This is a genomic window from Massilia sp. Root335 (assembly GCF_001425685.1).
GTDB classification, from domain to species: Bacteria; Pseudomonadota; Gammaproteobacteria; order Burkholderiales; family Burkholderiaceae_D; genus Telluria; species Telluria luteola.
This window is the reverse complement of record NZ_LMCY01000044.1, coordinates 67,216-83,716: the sequence shown is the minus strand read 5'-3', so window position 1 is coordinate 83,716 and position 16,501 is coordinate 67,216. Positions and strand designations below refer to the sequence as shown.

The window sequence follows — 16,501 nt, the reverse complement described above, 5'->3', positions numbered from 1 at the left end:
CCGCGGCCCACTCTCGATTCTGCCCTATGGACAATACCCTGCTTCTCGTCGACGGTTCCAGTTATCTCTATCGTGCGTTCCACGCGCTGCCCGACCTGCGCAGCCCGGACGGCTACCCGACCGGCGCGATGCACGGCATGGTCAACATGCTGCGCCGCCTGCGCGCGGACTTCCCGGCCGCGTACATCGCCTGCGTGTTCGACGCCAAGGGCAAGACGTTCCGCGACGACCTGTACCCGGAATACAAGGCCACGCGCGCGTCGATGCCGGAAGACCTGGCCAGGCAGATCGAGCCGATCCATGAAGTGGTGCGTCACATGGGGTGGCCGATCCTGATGGTCGAGGGCGTCGAAGCGGACGACGTCATCGGCACCCTCGCGGCGCAGGCGACGGCGCGCGGCCTTTCCACCGTCGTCTCGACCGGCGACAAGGACCTCGCCCAGCTCGTGAACGACAAGGTCATGCTGATCAACACGATGAGCAACGAGAAGCTCGACGAGGCGGGCGTGCTGGCGAAATTCGGCGTGGCCCCGAACCGCATCATCGACTACCTGACCCTCATCGGCGACACCGTCGACAACGTCCCCGGCGTCACCAAGTGCGGCCCCAAGACGGCCGTCAAGTGGCTGACCCTGCACGGTTCGCTGGACGGCGTGATCGAAAACGCCCACAGCATCACGGGCGCCGTCGGCGAGAACCTGCGCGCCGCCCTCGAATGGCTGCCGAAAGGCCGCGAACTGATCACCGTGAAGACGGATTGCGACCTCGTGGGCCACATCGTGTCGATCGAGGAAACCCTCGTCGGCCGCCCCGAGGACAAGGAGGCGCTGCGCGACTTCTTCCAGCGCTACGGCTTCAAGACCATGCTGCGCGAGATCGGCCCCGGCAACGCGGCCAAGTACGGCGCCCCCGGCGCGCCGGCGCCCGCCCTCAATTCGCCGGAAGGCGCGGGCGGCACCCAGCCGGGCATGCCGATCATCAAGGGCGAGTACGAGACCGTCACGACGCTGGACGCGTTCGAGCGCTGGCTGGACCTGATCGACAGGGCGCCGCTGACGTCGGTCGACACCGAGACGACGTCGCTCGACCCGATGACGGCGGAGATGGTCGGCATCTCGCTGTCCGTCGAGGCGGGCAAGGGCGCGTACATCCCGCTCGCGCACCGCTACGCCGGCGTGCCCGAGCAGCTGAACCGCGAGGAAGTCCTGGCGCGCATGAAGCCGTGGCTGGAAAACCCGGACAAGCCGAAACTGGGGCAGAACCTCAAGTACGACAGCCACATCTTCGAAAACCACGGGGTGAAACTGCGCGGCATCGTGCACGACACGCTGCTGCAATCGTACGTGTTCGAATCGCACAAGCCGCACGACATGGACACGATGGCGCTGCGCCACCTGGGCTATACGACGATCCCCTTCGTCGATGTGTGCGGCAAGGGCGTGAACCAGATCTGCTTCGACCAGGTGGAACTCGGCCGCGCGACCGAGTACGCGGCGGAAGATTCCGACATCACCCTGCGCCTGCACCATGCGATGATCGGCCACGTGGAAAGCGATGCGGGCCTGAACCATATCTACCGCAAGATCGAACTGCCCACGTCCGTCGTGCTGCAGAAGATCGAGCGCAACGGCGTGCTGATCGACGCCGACAAACTGGCGGCGCAGTCGAACCAGCTGGCGGCGCGCATCATGGAACTGGAGCAGCAGGCGTATGAACTGGCCGGCGGCCCGTTCAACCTCGGGTCGCCCAAGCAGATCGGCGAGATCTTCTTCGGCAAGCTGCAGCTGCCGGTGATCAAGAAGACCGCGACCGGCGCGCCGTCGACCGACGAAGAGGTGCTGCAGAAGCTGGCGGAAGATTACCCGCTGCCGAAGATCCTGCTGGAGCACCGCGGCCTGTCGAAGCTGAAGTCGACGTACACCGACAAGCTGCCGAAGATGGTCAACCCGAAGACCGGCCGCGTGCACACGAACTACGCGCAGGCCGTCGCCATCACGGGCCGGCTCGCGTCGAACGATCCGAACCTGCAGAACATCCCCGTGCGCACGGGCGAGGGCCGCCGCATCCGCGAAGCGTTCGTCGCGCCGCCGGGCAGCGTGATCGTGTCGGCCGACTATTCGCAGATCGAGCTGCGCATCATGGCCCACATCTCGGAAGACGAGGCGATGCTGCGCGCGTTCGCGGCCGGCGAGGACATCCACCGCGCCACGGCCGCCGAGATCTTCGGCGTGGCGCCGGACGAGGTGGGGAGCGAGCAGCGGCGCTACGCGAAGGTCATCAACTTCGGCCTGATCTACGGGATGAGCGCCTTCGGCCTCGCGCAGAACCTCGGCATCGAGCGGGGCGCCGCCGGCAACTACATCGAGCGCTACTTCCAGCGCTTCGCGGGCGTCAAGCGCTACATGGACGAGACCCGCCTGCTCGCCAAGGAGCGGGGCTATGTCGAGACCGTGTTCGGCCGCCGCCTGTGGCTCCCCGAGATCAATTCGCCGAACGGCCCGCGCCGCGCCGGCGCCGAACGCGCCGCGATCAATGCACCGATGCAGGGCACGGCCGCGGACCTGATCAAGCTGGCGATGATCGCCGTGCAGGACTGGATCGAGAAAGAGGCCCTGGCAACGCGCATGGTGATGCAGGTGCACGACGAACTGGTGCTGGAAGTGCCGCAGGACGAGCTCGAACTGGTCAAGCAGAAGCTGCCGGAACTGATGGGCAGCGTGGCCACGCTCAAGGTGCCGCTCGTGGCCGAAACGGGTGTCGGCAGCAACTGGGAAGAGGCTCACTGAGAGGGTGGGGTGGGCCCGCCGTGCCTGTGCCGCACGGCGGGCAAGCGTATCGCCGATGGCGCTGCTAACATGGCAGGCCAGTCATCCGCGAACGAAAGAAGGAAATGAACGACAACGCAAGCGCCGGCGATGGTTTTGCGGCAGCCGCCCGGCCCATCGCAACCCAGTCCGTGATCCACACCGATACCGAAGGCCTGGTCGCCGGCCTGGCCAGCCTGGCGGTCGACGGCCAGGCAGTGCCCGTCTACCACGCCCGTCCGGCCGGGCAGGACAAGCTGCCGGTGGTGATCGTCGTCTCCGAAATCTTCGGCCTGCACGAGCACATCGCCGACGTGGCGCGCCGCTTCGCCAAGCAGGGCTACCTGGCGCTGGCGCCGGATCTCTTCGTGCGCCAGGGCGACCCGTCCACCATCCCCGACATCACGACGCTGATGGCGCGCATCGTCCGCAAGGTGCCGGACGCCCAGGCGATGGGCGACATCGACGCCTGCGTGGCCTGGGCCGGCCGGAACGGCGGCGACGTCGACCGTCTCGGCATCAACGGCTTTTGCTGGGGCGGGCGCATGACGTGGCTGTACGCGGCGCACAATCCGCGCGTGAAGGCGGCCGTGGCGTGGTACGGCAAGCTGGTGGCCGATCCGAATCCTCCCGGCCAGCCGCGCCATCCGATCGACGTCGCGCCCGCGCTCACCGTGCCCGTGCTCGGCCTGTACGGCGCGAAGGACACCGGCATCCCGCTCGCCACGGTCGAGAAAATGACGGCCGCGCTGGGCGCGGGGACGAGCGATTCCGCGATCGTCGTCTACCCGGACGCCGGCCACGCCTTCCACGCCGACTACCGCCCGACCTACAACGCGAAGGCTGCCCGCGACGGCTTCGCCCGCGCGCTGGCCTGGCTGCGCGAACACGGCGTCGGCTGACGCCGCCACGCCGGGGAGGTACAATCAGCGGTTTGCGTCCGCTGGGTGTGCATGCGTGCGCCTGTATGCACACCATCCAAGAACAACAAGAGGCTTCAACATCGACCCGATTCTCATCTCCATCCTGCTGGCCACCGGCCTGGCGGGCGTGGTCAGCATCACGGCCGCCGCGGTGTTTTCCTTTGCCTTGCTGGCGAAAGTCGTCGAACGCATGGTCAGCCTGTCGGTCGGCATCATGCTGTCGACCTCGCTGCTGCACGCCTTGCCGGAAGCGTTCGAATCGAAGGCCGACACGCATGCGCTGTTCGCCACCCTGCTGGGCGGACTGCTCGCGTTCTTCCTGCTGGAGAAGGTGGCCCTGCTGCGCCATTCGCACCACCACGAGGGCGACGGGCACCATCACGCCCACGGCCACGACGCCATGCAGGCGGGACGCGCCGGCTGGATGATCCTGATCGGCGACGGCATGCACAACTTCACCGACGGCATCCTGATCGCGGCGGCGTTCCTGGCCAATCCGCAGCTGGGCATCGTCACGGGCGTGGCCATCATCGCCCACGAGATCCCGCAGGAGATCGGCGACTTCATCGTGCTGCTGAACGCCGGTTTCTCGCGCGTGCGCGCCTACGTGTTCAATCTGTTATGCAGCCTGCTGGCCGTGCTGGGCGGCGTGCTCGGTTATGCGACGCTGGACCGCGCCAGCAACCTGATTCCCTACGTGCTGGTGTTCGCGTCGTCCGGCTTCATCTACATCGCCGTGAGCGACCTGATGCCGCAGATGCAGCGCCGCGCCACCGTGCGCGATTCCATTCCGCAGGTGCTGTTGATCGGGCTCGGCGTCGTCATCGTCTTGCTCCTGACGCACGGCCATTAAGATACGGATCACCGCAGGATCACTGCGCCTGCCGGTTGACACGGCGATTCCTTGCGTCCTATGCTGAACCGTAACCTGAACGGAGGCGAGCATGGGAAGGCTGCTGAATCAACTGGTCGTGGCACTGCGCGACAAGCCGGCGCGTTTCGGCTACGTGCTCATGGCCCTGGTGTTGACCGTCGTGTTGTTCACCCTGGCGGACGTGTTGCCCGCCCCGTACGACTTCAGCCACTGAACAACGTCGCCCCTGCGCAGGCAGGGGCCCCAGGTTTCATGCGCAGCTGCAGCGCTCGCAACATTGGGTCCCCGCCTGCGCGGGGACGACGGGGGGACACGGGGACGACGGGGTGACGCAGGAACGACGGAATGACCAGGCCGCGCCCGTATCCAAACGGTGCCACGCGACTGATGAACGTCGCCCCTGCGCAGGCAGGGGCCCAAGTTTCATGCGTAGCGGCAGCGCTCGCAACATTGGGTACCGCCTGCGCGGGGACGACGCGTCAGGCGGGGCTGCGAAATGATCAGGCGGGGCCTGTCGCCACCGCGCGCTTCGGGTCCGCCGCCCACTCGCTCCACGACCCCGGATACAGCGCCGCACCCCGCAGTCCGGCCACTTCCAGCGCCAGCAGGTTGTGGCACGCGGTCACGCCGGAGCCGCATTGCATGATGGCGTCCTTCGGATCGCCCACCGCCACCCCCAGCTCCGCCTTCAGCTGATCCGGCGCCTTGAAGCGGCCGTCGGCCTGCAGGTTGTCCTTGAAGAAGCGGTTCTTCGCGCCCGGGATATGGCCACCGACCGGGTCGATCGTCTCGTTCTCGCCGCGGAAGCGGTCCGGCGAGCGCGCGTCGACGATGGTCTTGCCGCCGTGTTCCACGTTGTGCAGGACCGCGGCCACGTCGACCGTCGTCACGAGGGCCGGTCGGGCGGAAATGCTGCCGCGGGCGCGCGGGGCCGGGGCATCGGTGACGACGGGTTGCCTCGCCGCCTGCCAAGCGCTCAAGCCGCCATCCAGCACGGCGACGGCCCCGTGGCCGACCCAGCGCAGCATCCACCACAGGCGCGCGCCATACATGCCGCCGTGCGCGTCGTACGCGACGACCTGGGAATCGTCGTTCACGCCCCAGCCGCGCAGCAGTTCGATGAACGCCTCCTTTTCCGGCAGCGGATGGCGGCCGCGGAAGTTCCCGGCCGCGTCGCGCTTGGCGCCCGACAGTTCCGTCTCCATGTCGGCGAAGACGGCGCCCGGGATGTGGCCGGCCGCCCAGGCGTCGCGGCCGGCGGCGAGGTTCATGAGGTCGTGGCGGCAGTCGACGATCACCCAGTTCGGGTCGGCGACATGCGCTGCCAGTGCGGCGGGTTCGATCAGGGTCGTGTCGGTGGACATGGCACTCCTTTATTCGGTGACGATGGGGTCGAGTTCCTTGACGACGGCGCCGCGCGCCGTGCGCGTCGTATTGTAGAACGTCGCGGCGATCCCGGAGAGGAGGATCACGCCCATGCCCAGCCAGACGTGCCAGTCGAACACGTCGCCCCACAGCACCATGCCCCAGAGGCTGGAAAAGATGATGCCCGTGTACTGCAGGTTGGCGACGACGAGCACCTTGCCGATGCGGTAGGCGCGCGTCATGGCGATCTGGGCGATCAGGCCGCTGGCGGCGATCCCCGCCAGCAGGCCCATGCCGTGCAGGGATTGCGGGCGGAACGTGCTCATGCCGTTCCCCAGCAGCGAGCCGACGAGGCCCGCAACGCCCATCGTGACGGAAAAATAGAACACGACGCGGTATTCCGGCTCGCCCATCTGGCCGAGGCGCCGCACCTGCATGTACGCCATGGCGGCGATCACGGACGAGGCGATGGCGACGACGCCGCCGATCCACTCATGGGTCGCGACGGCCGGGCGCAGCACGAGCGTCACGCCGACGAAGCTCATCGTGATCGCGAGCGCCAGCGGCCATTCGGGCAAGCCCTTGCCGCGCCACCAGCCGATGAAGAACATATACGTGGCGAGCCAGATCGGCGCCATGTAATTGAGGGTGACGGCGGTCGCCAGCGGCAGTTTGGCGATCGCGTAGAACCACAGCCACAGCGAGACGACGCCGACGACGCTGCGCCAGAGATGCTCTTTCGGGAACGATGTCCTGAACGAACCGCCCTGCAGACGGATCATCGGCAGCAGCAGCAGGGCGCCGATGAAGCCCCGGTACATCACGATTTCCGACGTCGAGTAGAGCACGGAGGCCAGCTTCACGCACGCGCCCATGGCGGCGAACAGGAAGCTGGCGAACAACATCCAGAGTGGAGCCATCAGATAACAACCATTACATCCCCGGAGGAATATTGTCGAGTTTGCCGCGATACCATTCGTGGAAGTGCTGCATGCCGTCTTCCATCGGCGACTGGTACGGCCCCGCCTCGGTGACGCCGCGTTCCATCAGCGCCTTGCGGCCGGCGTCCATGCGCAGGGCGATCTCGTCGTCCTCGACGCACGTCTCCATGTAGGCGGCGCGCTCGGCATCGACGAATTCGCGCTCGAACAGGACGAATTCTTCCGGATAGTAGAACTCGACGACGTTGCGCGTCTTCTGCGGACCCAGCGGCCACAGGGTCGACACGACGAGCACGTTCGGATACCACTCGACCATGATGTTCGGATACAGGGTCAGCCAGATCGCGCCGTATTTCGGTGCCTGGCCGTTGTTGAACTTGAGGACCTGCTCCTGCCATTTCTTGTACGCCGGCGAGCCGGACTTCTGCAGGCCGCGGTGCACGCCCACGGTCTGGACGCTGAAGTCCGGACCGAATTCCCAGCGCAGGTCGTCGCAGCTGACGAAGTTGCCCAGGCCCGGGTGGAACGGCTCGACGTGGTAATCCTCCAGGTAGACCTCGATGAAGGTCTTCCAGTTGTAGTCGCACTCGTGCACCTCGACGTGGTCGAACATATAGCCCGAGAAATCCAGGTCCTTCGTGACGGACAGCTTGCCCAGCTTGTCCATCACGTCGTAGCCGTTCTGTTCGAACAGCAGGCCGTTCCAGTTCTGCAGCGGCGTCCTCGACAGGTTGAGGCACGGCGTGTCGGCGAAATGCGGCGCGCCGATCAGTTCGCCCTTGAGATCGTAGGTCCAGCGGTGCAGGGGACAGACGATGTTCTTGGCGTTGCCGCGGCCATTGAACATCAGCGCCTGGCGGTGGCGGCAGACGTTCGACAGCAATTCGATGCCTTGCGCATTGCGCACCAGCATGCGGCCCTCGTTCTCCGATTTCAGGGTCGCGAAATCGCCCGCCTCGGGCACCATCAACTCGTGGCCGACGTAGCGGGGCCCCTTGAGAAACAATTGCTGCATTTCGCGCTGCAGCAGCGCGTCGTCGAAGTAGACATTTACCGGAAGCTGGGCGAGCGAACGCGCCAGCTTGGCGTGGGTAGCCAGATCGGACATCCCAACCCCCCTTTTCCAAGAATTCAGCCAAAGAAGAGAAAGAATCCGAGAACCAGTATTTTTAAAGAGCGGAATACGGTATTTCGGAGACAGAACCGGAGATTATAGCGTGTAACGAGCTCTACAGTCCCGGACCGGCTCGCGATTGTGGTACGTGGGTGTTCAAAAATTGCCTAAACGGCATCGTTTTCATGAATCCCGAGGCGCTTTGCGATAAAATGTATCCTTGCTTGCAAGTTGGCGGCGACAGGCGCACCGTTCGTGTCGAAGTAGGATTGTTTAAAATAAGCGATTAGACTGGCGCGCCGCGCACAGGTTGCGCGTAGTGCGGCCCCGCCCCGAATCGATCAAACTCATTATGCCAAATAAAACAAACGCGGAGAGCGCCGGAGCGCCGGCCGCCGGAGCGCCGGCCGCCGCAGCGCCGGCCGCGCAGCCGCCGGAATCCTTCGAGCAGGCGATGGCCGAACTGGCCCAACTCGTGACCCAAATGGAAAGTGGGCAATTGCCCTTGGAAGCATCGGTGGCCGCGTATGCACGCGGTTCCGAGCTCGTGCGCTATTGCGCCGCCCAGCTGGAAAAGGTCGAATCCCAGGTCAAGGTGCTGGAAGGCGAGATGCTGAAACCGTTCAGCGCCGACGGCGAGGACGACGTATGAGCGCCGCCCAGGAGTTCCCGGCCTGGATGAAGGCCGTGCAGGCCGACGCCGAAGCCGCCCTCGACCGCTTCCTGCCGGCGGCGAGCCGGGTGCCGGCGAAGCTGCACGAAGCGATGCGCTACACGGTGCTGGGCGGCGGCAAGCGCGTGCGCCCGCTGCTCGTGCACGCGAGCGGCGCGCTGTTCGGCGCGGAGCCTGACGCGCTGGCGCGCGCAGCGTGCGCCGTCGAAATGATCCACGCCTATTCGCTCGTCCACGACGACATGCCGTGCATGGACGACGACGCCCTGCGCCGCGGCAAACCGACCGTGCACGTGGCGTATGACGAAGCGACCGCGCTGCTCGTGGGCGATGCGCTGCAGGCCCAGGCCTTCGAGGTGCTGGCCGGGACGGCCACCGTGCCGCCGGCGCGCACGGTGACCATGCTGCGCCTGCTGGCCGAGGCGGCCGGTTCCGCGGGCATGTGCGGCGGGCAGGCGATCGACCTGGACAGCGTCGGCATCAGCCTCACGCTCGAACAACTGGAGCGCATGCACCAGCTCAAGACCGGCGCCATGCTGCGCGTGTCCGTGCTGCTGGGCGCCCTGGCGGGACGCGACCTCGCGCCGCACGAGCTGGAAGCGCTCGCCGCGTATTCGCGCGCGATCGGCCTCGCGTTCCAGGTCGTGGACGACGTCCTCGATGCGACCGAGGACTCGGCCACCCTGGGCAAGACGGCCGGCAAGGATGCTGCCGACAACAAGCCGACCTATGTGTCGATTCTGGGGCTGGAGCCGTCCAGGGCGCTGGCCGAACAATTGCGGCGGGAGGCGCACGACGCGCTGGCGCCGTTCGGAGAACAAGCACTGCGGCTGCGCCAGATCGCGGACCTGATCGTGCAGCGGAAGGCATAAATGAAACTGCTAGATACCATCAACGACCCGGCCGACCTGCGCAAGCTGCCGCGCACCCAGCTCACGCCGCTGGCGCACGAGCTGCGCCAGTTCCTGCTCGATTCGGTCTCCAAGACCGGCGGCCACCTGTCGTCCAACCTCGGCACCGTCGAGCTGACGATCGCGCTGCATTACGTGTTCAACACGCCGGAAGACCGCATCGTGTGGGACGTCGGCCACCAGACCTACTCGCACAAGATCCTCACGGGCCGGCGCGAGCGCATGCCCACGCTGCGCCAGCTGAACGGCCTGTCCGGCTTCCCGAAGCGCGACGAAAGCGCGTACGACACCTTCGGCACGGCGCACTCGTCGACGTCGATCTCGGCGGCCCTCGGCATGGCGCAGGCGGCCAGGATCAAGGGCGAAAAGCGCAAGGCCATCGCCGTCATCGGCGACGGCTCCATGACCGCCGGCATGGCGTTCGAGGCCCTGAACAATGCGGGCGTCGAGGACGACGTCGACCTGCTCGTCGTCCTGAACGACAACGACATGTCGATCTCGCCGCCGGTCGGCGCGCTGAACCGCTACCTGGCGCGCCTGATGTCGGGCCAGTTCTACGCTGCCGCCAAGAACGTCGGCAAGACGATGCTGCCCGCGCCCATGCTGGAGCTGGCGAAGAAGCTCGAGGAGCACGCGAAGGGCATGGTCGTCCCGGCCACCATGTTCGAGGAATTCGGCTTCAACTACATCGGCCCCATCGACGGCCACGACCTCGATTCGCTGATCCCGACGCTGGAAAACATCAAGCGCCTGAAGGGCCCGCAATTCCTGCACGTCGTGACGAAGAAGGGACAGGGCTACAAGCTGGCCGAGGCCGAGCCTATCCTGTACCACGGCACCGGCAAGTTCAATCCGAGCGAAGGCATCAAGCCCGCCAAGGCCACCAAGATCACGTACACCGAGGTGTTCGGCAACTGGCTGTGCGACATGGCGTCCGTCGACAAGCGCCTGGTCGGCATCACGCCGGCGATGCGCGAAGGCTCGGGCATGGTGCGCTTCAACCAGGAATACCCCGACCGCTACTTCGACGTCGGCATCGCCGAGCAGCACTCGGTGACGTTCGCCGGCGGCCTCGCGACGGAAGGCATGAAGCCGGTCGTCGCGATCTACTCGACCTTCCTGCAGCGAGGCTACGACCAGCTGATCCACGACGTGGCGCTGCAGAACCTGGACGTGACGTTCGCGCTGGACCGCGCGGGCCTCGTCGGCGCCGACGGCGCCACGCACGCCGGCAACTACGACATCGCCTACCTGCGCTGCATCCCGAACATGGTCGTGATGGCGCCGTCGGACGAAAACGAATGCCGCAAGATGCTGACGACGGCCTACCGCTACGAAGGCCCGGCCGCCGTGCGCTACCCGCGCGGCGCCGGCGTCGGTGCGGCCATCGACCCGGCGCTGGATGTCCTCGAGATCGGCCGCGGCGTCGTCCGCCGCGAGGGCAAGGGCGTCGCGATCCTCGCGTTCGGCTCGATGGTGGCGGCGAGCCTCGGCGCCGCCGAAGGCCTGAACGCGACCGTCGCCGACATGCGTTTCGTGAAGCCGCTCGACGTCGACCTCGTGCAACGGCTGGCGCGCGATCACGACTACCTGGTGACGGTGGAAGAGGGCTGCACGATGGGCGGCGCCGGTTCCGCCGTGGCGGAGGCGCTGGCCGCCGAGGGTATCGTCAAGCCGCTGCTGATCCTGGGCCTGCCGGACCGCTTCATCGACCACGGCGACCCGGCCATGCTGCTGGCGTCCGTCGGCCTCGATGCGCACGGGATCGGCACGTCGATCCGCGAACGCTTCGGCATCGGCGAGCCGCGCCTCGTCGTCAACAACAACTGAGCGCTTTACGCCCGGTGGGCACCCCGTGCCCACCAAAACGTTCGCGAACCGCATGCGTAAGGCGGGCTCGGGGAGCCCACCCTACGGCCTTGTGATTTCGTAGGGTGGGCACCCTGTGCCCACCAAATGCACGCACCGCGATAACGTTACGAAAACAAGTCCTCGGCGCGGCGGTACAGGATCCACGACGTGGCAACGTATTTGTCGCCGCTCGTCGCCACGTGTCCCTTGTGCGTGTGCGTAAAACCGGCCGGGGCGATGATCAGCCGGCCCTGGCGCGCCTCGACCTTGCGGCGCTGGTACAGGAATTCGGTCTCGCCGCCCTCCGCCACGTCGTTCAGGTAGAACTGGAACAGCAGTACGCGGTGCAGCGTGTCGCAGCTGGCGTTCTGCGGATAGATCTCGGAATGCCAGTGGTGGTAGCCGCCGCTGCCGCGCAGGTATTTTTGCAGGTTGATCGCGCCGCAGCGGTACATGGCCTGGATCAGCCCGTCGAGGTGCGGGCGGCCGCATTCGTCGAAATTGTCCAGCGCGAGCGCCACCGGCCGGCCCGTGGCGGGATGCGCCACCGTCGGCGCCAGGGCGCCCAGCAGCAGCGCGCGGTAGCGGTCCATGTAATCGGCCAGGTGGCGCCGCACGGCCGTCGTCATCAGGTTGCAGACGTCGTGCCACTCCTTGTACTGGCTGATGGTGATGTCCCAGCTGTCCTTCTTCGCCGTGTCCACGCCCATGCCGGTGCGGCCGCGCATGTGCTTGTCGCTGGCCTCGAACCGCGCCAGGATGTGCGCGCACTGGTCGGGCGTCAGCGCGCCGTCGTAGATGCCGATGAAGTCGTCATTCATGCCGTTTTCCGCTCCGCCGGCACGTGCAGCGAGCGCGCCAGCAGGTGGCCGGCGAGCCAGCCGCCGGCCAGGCCGCCGATGTGCGCCGCGTTGTCCGTATGGGGATACAGGAAGCCCGCCGCCAGGTTGAACACCAGGAACGGCAGCAGCGAGCCGCGCAAGTCCTGCACGACGGTGGGCGGCACGCCGCTGTTCTCGCGCCGCATGAAGGCGAGCAGGCCGCCGACGATGCCGAAGATCGCGCCGGACGCGCCCACGCTGTTCACGTGCGCGTTCCACATCACGCTGGCGACGCTGCCGCACACGCCGGCGATCATGTACAGGGCGGTGAAGCGCAGGCTGCCGAACAGGCGCTCGACCAGCTGGCCGACCTGCCACAGCGCGATCATGTTGAATGCCAGGTGCAGGATGCTCCCGTGCAGGAACAGCGAGGTGACGAGGCGCCACCATTGCCCGTTCAAGGTCAGGCGGCCCACGTTCGAGCCCCAGTCGACGAGCTGGATCGAGCGCAGCACGGCGTCGTAGTTCGAATTCCAGCCCCAGCCCAGCATCGATCCCATCGCGCCGCCCGGCAGGTTGCGGCGCACGAGCCACATGAGGAAGTAGATGCCGATGTTCAGCGCCAGCAGGGTCCACAGCACGGGTGTGGACGGGCTCCAGTAATCGATCCGGTCGTGGAAGTCGTTGCGCTCCGCGTGGGCGATGGCGAAGGCCTCGGTGCGGCGTGCCGGCAGCAGGGCGGCGATCCGCTGCGCCGTCGCGGCGTCCGGCGCGCTGAACCCGACGCCCAGGTTCTCGCGTACGCCCAGCACGTGGAAGTGCACGTCCTCACCGTCCGTGTGGACGTTGACGATGTCGACCACGCGCAGCCGGTGTTCCGCGCGCACCGGGAAGCGGAACGAGCGGTGGCTGCTGCCGCGCACGAGCACGAAGTCCGGCTCGACGGCGACCTCGCCCTTGCCCTGGAAGTGGAACGGATTGGCCGGCCAGTTGGCGCGGCCGGCGTGGAAGCGGACGTCGAAGGTTGCCGTCATCCGCGCTCCGTCAGGTGCGCTTGCGCTCGTGCTGCCACAGCACGTCGCTGCCGCCCGCGTGCCGGTTCAGCACGCGCGCCAGCACGAACATCAGGTCCGACAGGCGGTTCACGTACTGGCGCGGCGCCGCGTTGATCGTCTCGACTTTCGCCAGCGCGACGATGCTGCGCTCGGCGCGCCGGCACACCGTGCGGCACACGTGCGCGAGCGACGCCGCGCGCGCGCCGGCCGGCAGGATGAATTCCTTCAGCACGGGCAGGTCGGCGTTGTACTTTTCCAGCAGCGCGTCCAGGCGCGCCACCTGATCAATCTTGATCAGCTGGTAGCCCGGGATGCACAGCTCGCCGCCCAGGTCGAACAGGTCGTGCTGGACCGTGACGAGTTCCTCGCGCAGGTCGCCCGGCATGTCCTCGCACAGCAGCAGGCCGACGAAGGAATTCAGTTCGTCGACGTCGCCCAGCGCCGCGATGCGCGCGCTGTCTTTACCGGTGCGGCTGCCGTCGCCCAGGCCGGTGCTGCCGTCGTCGCCGGTGCGGGTCGCGATCTTGGAAAGTCGATTGCCCATGCTTATATCCTGCCTACGAAAAAAGATAGGCGGAGCATACGCCAAATCGCGGGGATTGTGCTTACAATCGATCCATGATTCCCTCGATTCCAGTCGACCCCGAGCGCAGGCGCGCCGTCGCCGCCGCGCTGCGCGCCGTGCTCCCGGCGCGCGCCGTCCTCGCCGATCCCGAAGACACCCGTCCCTACGAATGCGACGGCCTCGCCGCCTACCGCCAGTTGCCGATGGTCGTGACCCTGCCCGACGACGAGGCGCAGGTGCTCGCCATCCTCAAGGTGTGCCGCGACCTGGACGTGCCCATCGTGCCGCGCGGCGCGGGCACGGGCCTGTCCGGCGGCGCGCAGCCGCTGGCGGACGGCGTCGTGATCTCGACGGCGCGCCTCTCCCGCATCCTGCGCGTGGAACCCTATGCGCGCACGGCCGTCGTGCAGCCGGGCGTGCGCAACCTCGCCATCTCGGAAGCGGCCGCGCCGTTCAACCTGTATTACGCGCCCGACCCGTCGTCGCAGATCGCCTGCACGATCGGCGGCAACGTGGCCGAGAACTCGGGCGGCGTGCACTGCCTGAAATACGGACTCACCGTGCACAACGTGCTGCGCGTGCGCGTCTGCACGATCGAAGGCGACGTCATCGAACTCGGTGGCGACGCCCTCGATGCGCCCGGCCTCGACCTGCTGGCCGTGTTCATCGGCTCCGAAGGCATGCTGGGGATCGTCACCGAAGTCACGGTCAAACTCGTGCCGAAGCCGGCGCAGGCGCAGGTGATCATGGCGTCGTTCGACGACGTGGCGACGGGCGGCAATGCGGTGGCGAGCGTGATCGCGGCCGGCATCATCCCGGCCGGCCTGGAGATGATGGATCGCACGTCGTCGCGCATGGTCGAACCGTTCGTGAAAGCCGGCTACGACCTCGACGCCGCGGCGATCCTGCTGTGCGAGGCGGACGGCACGGCGGCCGAAGTGGCGGAAGAAATCGCGCGCATGACGGAGGTCTTGCGCGCGGCCGGGGCCAGCGCGATCACGGTGTCGCAGAGCGAGGCGGAGCGGCTGCGCTTTTGGTCCGGCCGCAAGAACGCGTTCCCGGCCGCGGGCCGCATCTCGCCCGACTACTACTGCATGGACGGGACGATCCCGCGCAAGCAGCTCGCGCACGTGCTGGCGCGCATCGAAGAGATGGAGACGACGTTCGGCCTGCGCTGCGCGAACGTCTTTCATGCGGGCGACGGCAATATGCACCCGTTGATCCTGTTCGACGCCAACCAGCCGGGAGAACTCGACCGGGCCGAAGCCTTCGGCGCCGCGATCCTCGCGCTGTGCGTGGAAGTGGGCGGCACCATCACGGGCGAGCATGGCGTCGGCGTGGAAAAGATCGATTCGATGTGCGTGCAGTTCGGCGCGCAGGAGCTCGCCGCGTTCTTCACGGTGAAACGCGCCTTCGATCCGCGCATGCTCCTCAATCCCAACAAGGCCATTCCCACGTTGAACCGCTGCGCGGAACTGGGTGGCATGCGCGTGTCGGGCGGCGCACTGCCGTTCGCGCACCTCCCGCGTTTTTGATCATGCAGAATATCGTCGAACAGTTTCAGGAACGCGTGCGGACGACTGCGCGCGACAAGCGCCCGCTCCGTATCCGCGGCGGCGGCACCAAGGACTGGTATGGACAGCGGCTCGAGGGCGACATCCTCGACACGCGCGGGTACGCCGGCATCATCGACTACGAGCCGACGGAACTCGTGATCACGGCGCGCTGCGGCACGCCGCTGGCCGCCATCGAAGCGGCGCTGGCGGAGCGCGGCCAGATGCTCGCGTTCGAGCCGCCGCATTTCGGCGCGCACGCCACGCTGGGCGGCGCGATCGCGGCCGGCCTGTCCGGACCGCGCCGCGCGAGCAGCGGCGCCGTGCGCGACTTCGTCCTCGGCTGCACGCTCCTGGACGGCAAGGGCGACGTGCTGCGCTTCGGCGGCCAGGTGATGAAGAACGTGGCCGGCTACGACGTCTCGCGCCTGCTGGCCGGGTCGCTCGGCACGCTCGGGCTGCTGCTCGACGTGTCCGTGAAAGTGCTGCCGCGCGCGCCGCGCGAAGCGACGCTCGTGTTCGACGGCGTGACCGAGATCGACGCCATCCGCCGCCTGAACGAATGGGCCGGCCAGCCGCTGCCGGTGTCCGCGAGTTGCTGGCACGACGGCGTGCTGACGGTGCGGCTGTCCGGCGCGCATGCGGCCGTCGATGCGGCCATCCGTTCGCTGGGCGGGGCCGTGCTGCCGGATTGCGCGCGCTTCTGGGCAAGCCTGCGCGAACAGCGCCACGCATTTTTTGAAGGCGATTTGCCGCTGTGGAGGCTGTCCGTGCCGTCGACCGTCGGCGCCATCGTGCTGGGCAGCGCGCAGCTGATCGAGTGGGGCGGGGCGCAGCGCTGGCTGCGTGCGCCCGGCGATGCCGCCACGGCGCAACGCATCCGCGCGACCGTGAGCGCGGCGGGCGGCCATGCCACGCTGCTGCGCGGCGGCGATAAAAGCGTCGGCGTGTTCCAGCCGCTGGCGCCCGCCGTCGCACGCATTCACGAACGCCTGAAGGCCGGCTTCGATCCGGCCGGACTCTTCAACCCCGGCCGGATGTACGGATAGAC

15 protein-coding genes are annotated in these 16,501 nt (G+C 67.3%); 9 read left to right on the top strand and 6 right to left on the bottom strand.

Annotated elements, in window-relative coordinates:
* The first annotated feature begins 26 nt into the window (after positions 1-26).
* The 4 genes from polA to ASC93_RS31100 all read left to right on the top strand — a co-directional run bounded on the left by polA (position 27) and on the right by ASC93_RS31100 (position 4,815).
* Positions 27-2,786, top strand: coding sequence for a DNA polymerase I (gene polA, locus ASC93_RS22815; RefSeq protein ID WP_056447854.1), 2,760 nt, complete (start codon positions 27-29; stop codon positions 2,784-2,786).
* Between the two features lie 104 nt (positions 2,787-2,890).
* Positions 2,891-3,706, top strand: coding sequence for a dienelactone hydrolase family protein (locus ASC93_RS22810; RefSeq protein ID WP_056447851.1), 816 nt, complete (start codon positions 2,891-2,893; stop codon positions 3,704-3,706).
* 172 nt (positions 3,707-3,878) lie between these two features.
* Complete coding sequence (locus ASC93_RS22805; RefSeq protein ID WP_157202092.1) at positions 3,879-4,580, top strand: ZIP family metal transporter; 702 nt, start codon at positions 3,879-3,881, stop codon at positions 4,578-4,580.
* A 91-nt stretch (positions 4,581-4,671) separates the two neighbouring features.
* Positions 4,672-4,815 (top strand): hypothetical protein, encoded by a 144-nt coding sequence (locus ASC93_RS31100; RefSeq protein WP_157202083.1) that lies wholly within the window; start codon positions 4,672-4,674, stop codon positions 4,813-4,815.
* A 286-nt stretch (positions 4,816-5,101) separates the two neighbouring features.
* Here the strand turns inward: ASC93_RS31100 and ASC93_RS22800 are convergent, their stop codons facing one another.
* Genes ASC93_RS22800 through ASC93_RS22790 form a run of 3 tightly spaced genes read right to left on the bottom strand, consistent with a single transcriptional unit; the run spans position 5,102 to position 8,015 of the window.
* Positions 5,102-5,965 carry a sulfurtransferase gene (locus ASC93_RS22800; protein WP_056447848.1) on the bottom strand — a complete coding sequence of 288 codons (864 nt, stop codon included), beginning with the start codon at positions 5,963-5,965 and terminating at the stop codon, positions 5,102-5,104.
* Positions 5,966-5,974: 9 nt separating this feature from the next.
* A complete protein-coding gene (locus ASC93_RS22795) occupies positions 5,975-6,886 on the bottom strand; it encodes a DMT family transporter (protein ID WP_056447845.1) in 912 nt (303 codons plus the stop codon).
* Between the two features lie 13 nt (positions 6,887-6,899).
* Entirely contained in the window at positions 6,900-8,015 is a 1,116-nt protein-coding gene (locus tag ASC93_RS22790; RefSeq protein WP_056447842.1) for an aromatic ring-hydroxylating dioxygenase subunit alpha, read from the bottom strand.
* A gap of 358 nt (positions 8,016-8,373) precedes the next feature.
* Here ASC93_RS22790 and ASC93_RS22785 point away from each other — a divergent pair, with 358 nt between their 5' ends.
* Genes ASC93_RS22785 through dxs form a run of 3 tightly spaced genes read left to right on the top strand, consistent with a single transcriptional unit; the run spans position 8,374 to position 11,435 of the window.
* Entirely contained in the window at positions 8,374-8,673 is a 300-nt protein-coding gene (locus ASC93_RS22785) for an exodeoxyribonuclease VII small subunit (protein WP_082548276.1), read from the top strand.
* A complete protein-coding gene (locus tag ASC93_RS22780) occupies positions 8,670-9,566 on the top strand; it encodes a polyprenyl synthetase family protein (protein ID WP_056447836.1) in 897 nt (298 codons plus the stop codon). Before ASC93_RS22785 ends, ASC93_RS22780 begins: the two co-directional genes overlap by 4 nt.
* Positions 9,567-11,435 carry a 1-deoxy-D-xylulose-5-phosphate synthase gene (gene dxs / locus ASC93_RS22775; protein ID WP_056447835.1) on the top strand — a complete coding sequence of 623 codons (1,869 nt, stop codon included), beginning with the start codon at positions 9,567-9,569 and terminating at the stop codon, positions 11,433-11,435.
* A 146-nt stretch (positions 11,436-11,581) separates the two neighbouring features.
* Here the strand turns inward: dxs and ASC93_RS22770 are convergent, their stop codons facing one another.
* From ASC93_RS22770 to ASC93_RS22760, 3 genes are read right to left on the bottom strand one after another with little or no spacing between them, the layout of a single operon-like run.
* On the bottom strand, positions 11,582-12,277 hold the full coding sequence (locus tag ASC93_RS22770; protein WP_056447834.1) for a 2OG-Fe(II) oxygenase: 696 nt from the start codon (positions 12,275-12,277) through the stop codon (positions 11,582-11,584).
* Positions 12,274-13,311, bottom strand: a complete 1,038-nt coding sequence (locus ASC93_RS22765; protein WP_056447833.1) for a rhomboid family intramembrane serine protease — start codon at positions 13,309-13,311, stop codon at positions 12,274-12,276. The genes ASC93_RS22770 and ASC93_RS22765 overlap by 4 nt, the downstream gene beginning before the upstream one ends.
* A 10-nt stretch (positions 13,312-13,321) precedes the next feature.
* Positions 13,322-13,876 carry a cob(I)yrinic acid a,c-diamide adenosyltransferase gene (locus tag ASC93_RS22760; RefSeq protein ID WP_056447831.1) on the bottom strand — a complete coding sequence of 185 codons (555 nt, stop codon included), beginning with the start codon at positions 13,874-13,876 and terminating at the stop codon, positions 13,322-13,324.
* Positions 13,877-13,950: 74 nt separating this feature from the next.
* Here ASC93_RS22760 and ASC93_RS22755 point away from each other — a divergent pair, with 74 nt between their 5' ends.
* Together ASC93_RS22755 and glcE are read left to right on the top strand one after the other, a co-directional pair.
* Positions 13,951-15,432, top strand: coding sequence for an FAD-linked oxidase C-terminal domain-containing protein (locus tag ASC93_RS22755; RefSeq protein ID WP_056447828.1), 1,482 nt, complete (start codon positions 13,951-13,953; stop codon positions 15,430-15,432).
* Positions 15,433-15,434: 2 nt separating this feature from the next.
* Positions 15,435-16,499: a glycolate oxidase subunit GlcE gene (gene glcE, locus ASC93_RS22750; RefSeq protein WP_056447825.1), complete on the top strand. Its 1,065-nt coding sequence runs from the start codon at positions 15,435-15,437 to the stop codon at positions 16,497-16,499.
* Positions 16,500-16,501 lie beyond the last annotated feature (2 nt).